The sequence below is a fragment of the Paenibacillus silvae genome, assembly GCF_014639235.1.
GTDB lineage: Bacteria > Bacillota > Bacilli > Paenibacillales > Paenibacillaceae > Paenibacillus > Paenibacillus silvae.
In genome coordinates, this window is sequence record NZ_BMFU01000002.1 from 763,233 (window position 1) to 775,188 (window position 11,956).

12 protein-coding genes are annotated in these 11,956 nt (G+C 46.0%); 2 read left to right on the forward strand and 10 right to left on the reverse strand.

The window, feature by feature from the left end:
• Positions 1-19: 19 nt before the first annotated feature.
• From IEW26_RS09310 to IEW26_RS09340, 7 genes are all read right to left on the reverse strand, one after another.
• Complete coding sequence (locus IEW26_RS09310) at positions 20-763, reverse strand: YggS family pyridoxal phosphate-dependent enzyme (RefSeq protein WP_188592175.1); 744 nt, start codon at positions 761-763, stop codon at positions 20-22.
• A gap of 213 nt (positions 764-976) precedes the next feature.
• A complete protein-coding gene (rbsB, locus tag IEW26_RS09315) occupies positions 977-1,909 on the reverse strand; it encodes a ribose ABC transporter substrate-binding protein RbsB (RefSeq protein ID WP_188592176.1) in 933 nt (310 codons plus the stop codon).
• 15 nt (positions 1,910-1,924) lie between these two features.
• The gene (locus tag IEW26_RS09320; protein ID WP_373288458.1) at positions 1,925-2,887 is read right to left on the reverse strand and encodes an ABC transporter permease subunit; all 963 of its coding nucleotides are present in this window, start codon (positions 2,885-2,887) and stop codon (positions 1,925-1,927) included.
• Between the two features lie 10 nt (positions 2,888-2,897).
• The gene (locus IEW26_RS09325; protein ID WP_188592177.1) at positions 2,898-4,379 is read right to left on the reverse strand and encodes a sugar ABC transporter ATP-binding protein; all 1,482 of its coding nucleotides are present in this window, start codon (positions 4,377-4,379) and stop codon (positions 2,898-2,900) included.
• Between the two features lie 17 nt (positions 4,380-4,396).
• Entirely contained in the window at positions 4,397-4,798 is a 402-nt protein-coding gene (gene rbsD / locus IEW26_RS09330) for a D-ribose pyranase (RefSeq protein ID WP_188592178.1), read from the reverse strand.
• A 69-nt stretch (positions 4,799-4,867) separates the two neighbouring features.
• Positions 4,868-5,746: a ribokinase gene (gene rbsK / locus IEW26_RS09335; RefSeq protein WP_188592179.1), complete on the reverse strand. Its 879-nt coding sequence runs from the start codon at positions 5,744-5,746 to the stop codon at positions 4,868-4,870.
• On the reverse strand, positions 5,739-6,728 hold the full coding sequence (locus IEW26_RS09340) for a LacI family DNA-binding transcriptional regulator (RefSeq protein ID WP_111268855.1): 990 nt from the start codon (positions 6,726-6,728) through the stop codon (positions 5,739-5,741). Before IEW26_RS09340 ends, rbsK begins: the two co-directional genes overlap by 8 nt.
• Positions 6,729-6,989: 261 nt before the next feature.
• Here IEW26_RS09340 and IEW26_RS09345 point away from each other — a divergent pair, with 261 nt between their 5' ends.
• Positions 6,990-8,072 carry a DMT family transporter gene (locus IEW26_RS09345; RefSeq protein ID WP_229729756.1) on the forward strand — a complete coding sequence of 361 codons (1,083 nt, stop codon included), beginning with the start codon at positions 6,990-6,992 and terminating at the stop codon, positions 8,070-8,072.
• A 44-nt stretch (positions 8,073-8,116) separates the two neighbouring features.
• On the opposite strand, the gene IEW26_RS09350 is transcribed toward IEW26_RS09345, so the two are convergent.
• The 3 genes from IEW26_RS09350 to IEW26_RS09360 all read right to left on the reverse strand — a co-directional run bounded on the left by IEW26_RS09350 (position 8,117) and on the right by IEW26_RS09360 (position 11,124).
• Positions 8,117-9,259 (reverse strand): DUF4309 domain-containing protein, encoded by a 1,143-nt coding sequence (locus IEW26_RS09350; RefSeq protein WP_188592180.1) that lies wholly within the window; start codon positions 9,257-9,259, stop codon positions 8,117-8,119.
• A 311-nt stretch (positions 9,260-9,570) separates the two neighbouring features.
• Positions 9,571-10,704 (reverse strand): serine hydrolase domain-containing protein, encoded by a 1,134-nt coding sequence (locus tag IEW26_RS09355; RefSeq protein WP_188592181.1) that lies wholly within the window; start codon positions 10,702-10,704, stop codon positions 9,571-9,573.
• A gap of 222 nt (positions 10,705-10,926) precedes the next feature.
• The gene (locus tag IEW26_RS09360) at positions 10,927-11,124 is read right to left on the reverse strand and encodes a hypothetical protein (RefSeq protein ID WP_111268858.1); all 198 of its coding nucleotides are present in this window, start codon (positions 11,122-11,124) and stop codon (positions 10,927-10,929) included.
• A 121-nt stretch (positions 11,125-11,245) separates the two neighbouring features.
• On the opposite strand from IEW26_RS09360, the gene IEW26_RS09365 reads away from it, so the two are divergent.
• Positions 11,246-11,917, forward strand: coding sequence for a cyclase family protein (locus tag IEW26_RS09365; protein ID WP_188592182.1), 672 nt, complete (start codon positions 11,246-11,248; stop codon positions 11,915-11,917).
• Positions 11,918-11,956: the final 39 nt, after the last annotated feature.

Sequence of the window (11,956 nt, forward strand, 5' to 3'; positions counted from 1 at the left end):
GTAAACCCCTGCCCCTCAACTAATCTTCTATCTTTTTATGTTCGTTCCAGTAATATTCATCGGGCAGATAACGTGGGCCAAATACATTGGTTCCCACACGAACGATGGTCGCTCCCTCTTCAATCGCGATACTGAAATCACCGGACATGCCCATCGATAACATTTCCATCTCGACACGTGGGATGTTTCTCTCTCTGATTTGCATGCTGAGCTGTTTCAACAAGCGAAAACATTGGCGGGTCTCATCAGCTGATGCATGCAGCTTCCCAATCGTCATTAAACCTTTTACATGAAGTGTCTCAAAATGAGATAATTGTTCAACGAGCTCCACTGCATCCTCTGGAGAAGCGCCAAATTTACTTTCTTCATAGGACGTATTGATTTGTACTAAAATGTCCATAGTCCGCTGCTCTTTCACAAGCTGGTCATGTAAAACCTGCCCGAGCTTCAGACGATCCACGGAGTGGATCATGGTCACATATTTCACGACCTCCTTTACTTTATTCGTCTGCAGATGTCCGATAAAATGCCATTCCAAGTCATTGGATTGCTGCATCAGAGGATACTTGTCTCGAAGTTCCTGCACCTTGTTTTCTCCAAACAGCTGTTCACCTGCTTGAACAGCCATATTTAACTTTTCTAGCGGCACCGTTTTGGTTGCCAAGAGCAGCTGAATATCTGCTGCATTTCGTCCAGAGACCTCGCAAGCCAACGCAATCTGCTGCCTGACTGTCTTCAAATTTTCCTCCACTGTATTGCCCATGCATTCTGCTCCTTTCTGTTCACCATTTTCGTTACGTCAGTATAACAATGAATGGATTGATTATGTATATCCAAAAACACATGAATAGAGCAATCCATAATTTGCAATCCATATTGTCCGAGTCCTGTTTGGAGTTTGGAGTAAAGCAAAAAAATCCCGCTCCGGCTAACTCAGCCAGAACGAGATTGGTTTTCTACATATGCAATGCTTATTTTATTGATTCACGTTTTCCTTTGTTACCAGCTTCAATTCAGCCGGGATGGATTTCTCCACCTGTTTCCCACTCAGTACATCGAGTGCCGCTTGCAGCGCAAGCTGTCCAATCAGCTCAGGCTGCTGAGCTACGGTTGCCGTGAGTTTGCCATCCTGAATCGATTTAATGGCATCGTCATTACCGTCAAATCCGATCACAGGGATATCTTTACCCGAGCTTTGAATAGCTTCAATCGCACCAAGTGCCATCTCGTCATTATGAGCAAATACCGCCTGTACATCCGGATTGCCTTGCAGCAGGTTTTCCATGACATTCAAACCTTTGGAACGGTCGAAGTCAGCAGATTGTTTGGCAACCACGTCAAGCTTCTGGTCTGCAATTTCATGAAATCCTTTGCCGCGCTCCCTTGTCGCCGATGCCCCTGGTACACCTTCAAGCTCAATAACTTTGGCGCCTTCGCCCAGCTGTTTCACGATATATTCCGCTGCCATCCGGCCACCCTTCGCATTATCGGAAGCGACAAGTGCTGCAACGTCCCCTTTATCTGCCGAACGGTCAAGTGTAATCACCGGAATGCCTACCGTATTGGCAGATTGCACAGCTGTCGAGATCGCCGCAGAATCGGCCGGGTTAATCAGCAAGGCATCTACACCCTGTTGAATAAGATCATCCACATCATTGGTCTGTTTTGCTGAGTCGTTCTGTGCATCCACGACCACAACCTGAATGCCTTGTTTCTGTGCTTCAGCCACAACACCATCTTTTAAGGATACAAAGAACGGGTTGTTCAGTGTAGAGATCGACAAGCCGATTTTTTTCTGTTCCTTGCCTCCGGCTGCCTTTGGTTTCGCCCAGCCCGGCGGCTCCAGCGAGCATCCGGCTAGAACAACGATGAGCATCATGCTTACAAGCGTTAGTGTCCATTTTTTCATGTTGAATTCTCTCCCTTATGCAGTTTTCTTGCGGTCCAGCAGGACGGCGATGGCAATAACAACACCCTTCACAACCATCTGGTAGAAGGAGTTCACACCAAGCAGGTTCAGACCATTATTCAGTACACCGATAATCAGTACACCTATTAATGTACCTACAATGCGTCCACGGCCCCCGGAAAGGCTTGTTCCCCCAAGTACAACCGCTGCGATGGCATCCAGCTCGTAAGAAGTACCTGCCGTAGGCTGAGCAGAGTTCAGACGCGAGGTCAGGATTGCACCTGCCAGCGCGGCCAGCATACCTGCGAGGGAGTAAATCATAATTTTGACACGTGAAACCTTGATACCCGAAATAATCGAAGCTTTTTCATTACCGCCGATGGCGTACGTTTTGCGGCCGAAGGCCGTTTTATGCAAGATGGTCCAAAGAATAACAAACGTAATCAGCATCGTAATAGCTGGAACTGGAATGCCTAGCAGATATCCACGTCCGAACAACTGGAACAGCAGGCTGTCACCAAGACCTGTGATCGGATTACCATTGGTATATACCAGCGTCAGACCTCTAAAAATAGTCATCGTTGCAAGTGTTGCAATAAACGGTGCCATATTGCCCTTCGTAATCATGAGTCCGTTTACCATACCCATGACACCACCGAGCGCAACCCCGATAATGATCGACAGAATCGGATCAAGACCGGATAACATCATATTGGCTACGAACGCACTGGATAAGGCAAGAATAGAACCAACCGACAGGTCAATCCCGCCAGTGAGAATAACAAACGTCATACCAAATGCTATCAACGCATTAATAGAAACCTGGCGCAGCAGATTCAGAATATTAAGCGGTTCCAAAAAGCTGGGATTCAGCACGGAAACAATAACAATCAGAATGATTAATCCGAGTAATGGTCCGAGTTTCTGCGTTACACCTGAGAAGCGGAAGCCGCTTTTGGCTGTTTTATTTTCCTGCATCGTTGTCATGTTACTGTCCCCCTGTAGCTAAAGTCATAATATGTTCCTGTGTCGCTTCTTCCTTCTGCAGCACGCCGGTAATGTGACCTTCATGGACCACCGCAATACGATCGCTCATCCCGAGCACTTCAGGCAGCTCAGACGAAACCATGATGATAGCCACTCCGCGATCCGTCAGTTCGTTCATGAGCTGATAGATTTCACGCTTCGCGCCAACATCTACCCCACGCGTAGGCTCGTCCAGAATGAGAACACTCGGACCAATACCTACCCATTTGGCAATGACGACCTTCTGCTGGTTCCCCCCGGACAAGTTCCGGGCCGCCGTTTCCGAGGATTGTGTTTTGATCTGAAGCCGTTTGATCAGTGTGTCCACAAACTCCTGTTCCTTGGCAGTGGAGATGAAACCTTTGCTTGAAAAGCTGAACAAGTTCGTTAATGCCATATTTTCACGGATGGAAAAATCGAGCACCAGCCCTTCATCCTTCCGGTCTTCGGTAATAAAACCGATGCCATGCTTCACCGCATCTGACGGCTTGCGGATGTTTACCTTTTTGCCGCGTATCTTGATTTCTCCGCTGTCCAGCCGATCCAGTCCAAAGATAGCTCTCATGATCTCCGTACGCCCCGATCCCATCAGTCCGGAAAAGCCGAGCACTTCGCCCGCTTTGACGTCAAAGCTGACATTTTCGAACAAACCCTTCCGGCTTGCGTTTCGCACCTCAAGCACAACTTCGCCATATTTCGGATTGCGTGCCGGATAACGCTCCGTAAGCTCGCGGCCTACCATCTTGCGCACGACCTCATCAAAGTTGGTCTCGGGAATGGCTTTGGTGTCCACGGTTCGACCATCACGCATAATGGTGATTCGATCACAGATCGTGAAGATTTCCTCCATTCGATGAGAGATATATACGATGGAGACACCGTTTTTTTGCAAGGAACGAATCACCTCAAACAGCTTCTGAATCTCTCGCTCCGTCAAAGCCGCCGTAGGCTCGTCCATAATGATCACTTTTGCATCGGTCATCAATGCTTTCGCAATCTCGATCATCTGCTGCTGCCCGACAGAGCACTCCCCGGCAGGACGTTCCAGCGGGATATCTACAGATAATTTGGCAAACTGTTCACTGGCAAGCGCTTTCATTTGTCTGGTGTTCAGTAATCCCGTGGAGGAGGATATCTCCTTGCCGATAAACAGATTATCCAGCACCGTCATCTCCGGCCACACATTCAGCTCCTGATGAATAAACGTAAGGCCAAGCTGCTCTGCTTCCTTTGGACTGCCAAAATACGTTTCCTTGCCGTCAATCTCAATCGTTCCTTGATCACGCTGATGCAGGCCAATCAGAATGTTCATGAGCGTGGATTTGCCAGCGCCGTTCTCCCCCATCAGGGCATGAACCTCACCTTCTTTGAGATCAAAATCCACGCCGCTTAACACTTGGTTGGTGCCAAACGCTTTATGAATGTTATGCATCTGAATGTGCATGGTTATGGTGCCTCCTTTTAACCGAAATTTACTCCCGATTGTAAAATGCAATTGGCATACGGCGTAGCCTCGCCTGTGCGAATAACCGCCTTTACCTGCCGGGTTAAGGCTTTGAATTGTTCATGGTCCAAGCTGTCATCCATAATTTCTGAACCAAACTTGTCTGTAAGGTAAGCAAGCGTCTGTGGATTTCCCTCCCGGATCTCGCTGGCTACAATGACTCTCTCCGTAACCATGTCGTCTGCAATGACGTCCAGCACTTCACGGAAGCTCGGCATGCCGAGCTTGAGTGCCAGATCAATTTTGAGCACCCCATCCGGAACGGGCAAGCCCGCATCCGCAATGGCAATCCGGTCCGTGTGACCGAGATCAGATAATATTTTTGAAATATGACTGTTCAGGATGCCGTTTTTCTTCATTACAAGTTCCCCTTTATCTTTTTCGCAAAATCTCATCTATTTCACTAGAAATCTATGTTCAGCTTCTTGTTACAGACCTGCTTCTACTTCGTTCCGGGTTGGCATGCCGCCCTGTGCACCAAACTTGGTTACGGATAACGACGCCGCCCGATTCGCAAAACGCACACTGTCCTGAATGGAATTGCCTTCAGCCAAAGCCACTGCAAATGCTGCATTAAAGGTATCGCCAGCACCTGTTGTATCTACGGCTTCGACTTTATACGTTGGAACGAGAACCTCTTCATTACCGTCAAAATAACGGACACCCTTGCTACCTTCTGTAATAAACAGCTTGTTCGGATATTGACGTAATGCCTCGGCAGGCTTCATACCCTTGAACAAGATTGCGGCCTCATGCTCATTCGGTGTAATGTAGGATGCATTGTCGATTACCTCTTGTGGAACCTCCCGTGCTGGAGCCGGGTTGAGCAGCAATGGCGTCTGGTATTCAGCACACAATTGGCTGACATGAATTACCGTTTCTTCTGGAATCTCCTGTTGGATCAACACGATGTCTGCAAGACGAATCGCTTCGGCAGCCTCGTCAACATATGCAGGTGTAACTTCACGATTGGCCGCTTCAACCACTACAATGCTATTATCTCCCTCAGCCAATATGATATGAGCCGTGCCGCTCTCGCAATGTGTAACCGGTTTCACATTGCTTGTATTAACATGATTCGCCTTGAAGTTCTCTAAAATATCTGTACCGAAGGTATCATCACCTACTCGACCGATCATCACTACTTCTGCACCCAAGCGGGCCGCCGCCACAGCCTGGTTAGCGCCTTTACCGCCAGGAACCGTTTTGAAGCTCTGACCAAGCACGGTTTCTCCTGCGCTCGGTCTTCTCGAAGAAGTCACCACCAGATCTATTGAACTGCTGCCAATTACACATATGTTAGCCATCATTTCTCACCTTTCTTGTTGTCCCCCGTTCAATAAAGGACACGGGCAACTGTATGTTTTTATTCTCCAGCTTATTTTGCTCTACTAATTGAATAAGTAATCCGGCCGCTTCCCGGCCCATCTCATATGCTGGCTGACGGATCGTGGACAATGCTGGCGACAACAAACCACTCATGGGGATATCGTCAAACCCGATGACCTGCACATCGTCTGGTACGTTCTTGCCTATGCGATAAGCTTCATGCAGTACGGCCATTGCCGCAATATCGTTACTGGCAATTACGCCATCCGTATCAGGGTACTCTCTGAAGAGCTCTTCTGCCCACATTCCCGCCTCATTAAATGAAAACGAGGTGGTTTGAACGATCTCATAGTTGAGCCCAGCCTCTCTTATAATTTCAATTGCACCTTCAAACCGATCTTGAGCCGGTCTAATATGTGAAGGTCCTTGCATCACGGTAATTCGCTTGCTGCCCCGTTCAATGATTTCCTTTGCGGCCAGTCTGCCACCTTCTCTTCCGTCAGCATATACCGAAGGGCGATCCAGGGAAGTTCTGTCCAGAAATACAACGGGAATCTTCAGCTTTTCATATATTGAAGAGTGAGGATAATTGGTAGACGAGATCACACCCACCACGTTATTCTGGATGAACGTCTGGATGTAATCCTGCTCCTTCCGCTCATCCTCATCACTATTACCAAATATCAATCGATAGTCCTGCTCCTGCATCCGATCCTCCACCCCTCGTGCGAGCTGAGGAAAGTACGGGTTAGCAATGTCGGGCAGCAGCAGTCCAATCAGTTTTGACTTGCGTGTGTACAGTGAGCGTGCCACTTCGTTTGGAGAAAAGTGAAGTGCTTTAACTGCATCCTCCACTTTTTTACGTGTGTCGGCATGCACATAACCTCTGTCATTAATAACTCTGGATACCGTGGCTACCGATACACCAGCCAGATTCGCTACATCTTTAATCGTTGTCATGGAATATGTTCTCCTTATGTGTAACCGGTTACAGACATAAATTATCACATTCTTAGCTGTTTAGCAAGCCCTCTCTAACTGGAATTAAGTCCCAAACCCTTTTTTACGAAGCATATGCTCTTATTGCAAGCCACGATGACGAATGCTCCCTTACCCTGTTTTCTCCCAACACAAACGCTGCATTTTATGATATGGTCTATAAGGCATGATATTTTGTTTTATACATATCGTTCTGTACAATAAGCGAGGAGAAGATTAAGTGTGATCGAAAGAACAGAAAAAACTGAAAAATCATCAAGAATTTCCAGCTCAGCAAAAGCCGAAAGTTCCACAGCAAAAGCAGCTAATGCCCCACTTGCGAACGAATGGACCGAGGCAGCGAAAACAAACCATAGAGAGCTGGAACAACAGCGGAGCAAATTCAGCGATCCCATCATCGTTATGCTAATTGCCGCTCTGTGCTGCCTGCTATGGGGAAGTGCCTACCCTTCCATCAAGCTCGGATATGTTGCTTTTCATATTTTGCCCGAAGATATTGCTTCAAAATACGTTTTTGCCGGTTATCGTTTCAGCCTGGCGGGTATATTGCTCCTGCTATTATATCGTGTCGGTTTCAGACGCAGGTTGAAGCTTAGCGGACGTGAATGGGCAAGCTTGAGTATACTCGGCGTGCTGCAAACGGGACTGCAATATATGTTTTTCTATGTAGGCGTCGCGAATACAACAGGTGTCAAAGGCTCCATCATGAACGCAACCACGACGTTTTTCAGTGTTGTACTGGCGCATTTTATTTATAAAAACGACAAGCTGAGCCGCAACAAAGTGATTGGCTGTGTGCTCGGATTCATCGGCGTTATTATCGTCAACTTTCACGCAGACCTGCTCACGTTCTCGTTCTCTTTTTCTGGAGAGGGATTCATCATTATGGCAGCGCTGGTATTTTCAATTACAGCCATCTATGCGAAGCGATTAACATCGGCTATTGATGTTATGATGATTACAGGTGTGAGCCTGCTGGTGGGCGGATTGGTGCTAACCCTGCTCGGGCTCTCGTTAGGTGGTCGGGTTACTCATTTCACATGGGAATCCACGATGAATCTAGTTTATCTGGCGTTGTTATCTTCTGTGGCCTTCTGTTTATGGAATGTGTTGCTGAAATACAACAAGGTCGGCAAGGTCTCCGTGTATAACTTCCTGATTCCCATCTTTGGCGCACTGTTATCTGCACTATTTCTGGGTGAGACCATCTGGGAAATGAAAAATTTGGTCGCGTTAGTGTTGGTGTCCGTAGGTATTTATCTGGTGAACCGGGTAAACTCACTTCAAATGATAAAAAGCCGCTAATTAGCGGCTTTTTAACTGTAACAACACGATTATGTCTGCTGAAATTAGTAAATGACAGTGTAATCAATCAAGTCTTCTTTTTCTTCATAATTAAACATAATACCATGTTTACCCCATTTATATATCATCTCGTATCCGCCAACGGCTTCATTGTAATATTCCTCAGACGGTTTTCCGAGCCACATCTTTATGTTACCAGGAGAAAGATACTGCTTCTCATTGTAAAGCTCAATGACGGAAACGCGAGAGTTGCTTTTCAATTCATGCAGGTAGGAATCAAATCCGATACCAAAGTTAGCATAATTGTATAAAGCACCCCACTCTCCATTTGATTTGGATTTAGGTTTACCCAGTTTCTTTTGCACCGTTTGCAACGTCAGGCCTGTTGTAATATCTGTCCGTCCAGGTAGCTGTCCTTTGGAGGCAGCATCCTTGAGACTCTTCAGGTAAGCACGATTCCCGACTCCAGAATTAGGCCAATCTGCAACCTTTTGATTTCGAATATCATCGAGACGCATCTGTAATTGCTTTGCATTAATTTTAAAGGTATAAAATTCGTAAATACCCTGCGCATTATTATAATACCTGAACTGTACACGACCACCTGACAGTGCCCGAATACCCCCATCTCTCATCGCAATAAAAGAGTTCCCTATGGATTTGCCATTGTGCTGAAAATAATTTACACGCTTCAAATCACCCGATTGAATTACAAACGTTTTAATCATATTTACATTTGATGCACCCCACTCTGTAATCATCAAAAGATCAGGAATACCATTCTCCTTACTATTTACTACAAAATTCCAATTTTGAGGTAATATAATCTTATCCAACTCCAATTTAACATTCTGCACCGTTCCGAATGAGGCTCCAGACTTGAGAAGTGCTGCACGATATGTACCGGAATAACTGACATCTCCAGCTTTATTTTTTGTCTGGCTATCTGGCCCGATTAATGTGCTAGCTTCTTCGTCATCGGCAAAAATATAAACCGTATATGCAGTCTGCTGTGCATCTCGTAGTGTAAACGAAAGTCTACTCTGTTGCTTCAACTGATCGGCAGCAATTTGCTCTCCTTTTGCCGCAGCTGTGCCTGGAAGCAGAAACAAAGCCGAGAGGAACGTCGTAACCAAGGGCAAAAGCGTCAGGAACGCCCATATCTTCTGATTTTTCCAATAAGTCATCTTAAGAACTCCTTTATGTATCATTAAAATTTGAAATAAACTGCTTCTTTTGCTTTCTACAAACACTGTATAAAACTTCATGTTCTTGCTTTCAAACGATGTTATTTTGCTTTGCACTATCCCCCTTATATTATTTTATGGCCAGGAAACTTCTCCCTCTAGTTCCAATTACCTATGTTAGGATAACATATCTTTTCTGACAAAGAAATCATTAAATACTTATTTTGCAAATGAAGTGTCATTAAAAAAGAATAAACCCCGCTGATCTTTACAGCAGGGTTGGGGAATACACCATCAGCGATTAAACTAGCTTACAGACAAGAATAAATCGCATTACGCAAACGACGATGCACATAATGCTCCTGGCTGTTCAACAGATGCTGGGCATACATCACTGTCAGCCCGGAATCCGGGTCTATAATGGCCATACAGCCGGCCGCACCGGCCCATCCAAATTCACCAAACGGGCTCAGTGATCCACTGCCTGCTGGGGAGATATGTGTACGAACGCCGAGACCATAGCCGTAACCATACATATGATCCCATGAAAAGTCAGGCCGTGTCATCTCGTTTAGATGATCGGCTCTCATGAGCTCCACGGAAGCCCGGGATAAAATTCGCACGCCTTCAGGACTTGTACCAAATCCGGTCAGTGCATTCAGGAACTTGGCATAATCATTCACGGTGGATAACAATCCCGCACCGCCACTATCCAGTTCTGTACCTACACGGAAGCCATTGCCATCCATCCGTACCGCTTTATCTTGCTGTTCATCAAAAAGGTATTGCGGAATCAAGCGAGACTGCTGCTCTTCCTTCAGATCAAAAGTGGTGTCATACATGCCAAGCGGTTGAATAATCTCATCCTGCAAATATGTGCCGAATCGTTTACCACTTACCAATTCCACCAGTGCACCAAGCACATCATGACACATGCTGTAATTCCAGTGTGTACCTGGCTCAAACATCAGCGGTTCCTTCGCCAAAGCTCTCGCAAACTCCCGTGTAGGCAGTTTTCCGTGGGTACGTTCCACCGCTTCCTTGATACTTGGCGCGTGGATATCATATGAAAAGCCCGCAGTCATCGTAAACAGATCACGTACCGTGATCGGTCTGGCCGCTTTCTCATAGTAAACTTCGCCATTGGGCAGTGCCTTCTTTACCTGCATTTCTGCAAATTCAGGTAAATATTGAGACAGTGGGTCGAGTAAAAGAATATCCCCTTTTTCAACCAGCTGCAGCGCAGCCACACAAGTCATGATCTTGGTCATGGAGTACAGATTAAAGATCGCGTTCTCCCGAATGGGCGTCTTTTCCTCCACATTTTCGAAACCCTTCCGATACTGGAAAACGATTTCGTTGTGATGCATAACAAGTACTTCTGCCCATGGGACTCTCCATGATGTTAAGCGATCAATTAATGAAGCAACCGGTGTAAAGTCCATATTTCCCCATCCTTATATGTAAAATTGTTTGGTTTGTGCCCTTCAAGAGCACTTAGCGAAATATACTTCTCTTCCATTTAACATATACTACTATACGACCTTTTTGACCTGTTGACCAGCTTGATTAAATGTTAATTTCGTTAGGTGAAGTATAGCAATTCAAATAGCAAAAAGCTGATCCATAACTGGACCAGCTTATAACCTTACCATCGTATTTGCACATTAATTTGGATAAGCTCGTCTATTCTCAACCGATTTCATACGGTTCTGGTCATCCGTCACATGATCCTGACTGAATTCCTGGCCTGCTTCCATCTCACTATGACCGGATACGTTGCGGGAGAAATTGGTGAATTGTCTTTTGTGCTCGTCCTGTTCGTGCTTCTGCTTCAAAAGTTCCTGCGGGTCTTGCTTTGTCATCTCGCTAACCTCCTTATTGAAATGTCATGTATTTCTTCACACTACTCAAGTTTTCCATACAGACGTCCTGCTTATGCAAGTAATACAAGTCAATGCGCCACGAAAGGAGCTAACGCCAAAAATGAAGCGCCTTCTCTTGTCTTATCCTTTGAGCGTAAACACGCCGGTATACAAAGATAATCCTCCAGTCGTGATCCAGCAGCAGGCCAGTATTGCTCAAGGTGATCCGTATAACCAGTTTGTCATCACAAGCCTTAATCATAACGGAACACATATTGATGCCCCATGGCACTTTAATCCTCAAGGCAAGAAAATCAGTGAGATTGCGATTGAAGATTTTATTTTCACCCACCCTGTCATTATTGATATTCCTAAAAGTGATGATGAGTTGATCACCAAAGCTGATCTGCAGCCTTTTGAACATCAAATCGCTGGAGCGGATCTGCTGCTTATTCGCACGGGTTTTGGCACAATTCGCTCATCTGAGCCTGAGCGGTACGCCAATCATAACCCCGGGTTATCAGAATCCGCAGCACGTTATCTGATGATATTTGACTCCTTGCGAGCCATAGGTATTGATATGATTTCCGCTGGTGCAGCCAATTATCCAGATGAAGCCGTTGCTTTTCACCAAATTATTTTGGGCAAAGACCGGGTCGATGGCAAGTACATTCTCGTCATTGAAGATCTGAATCTGGACCAGGATCTTACCGATATTAGCACGGTTTACGCGATACCACTGTACATTGAAGGCGTTGACAGCAGCTTTGCCACTGTTTTCACTGAAGATTAAAGCTGGTTGTATTTGTAAAGGCTTTGAGACTACGTTTGT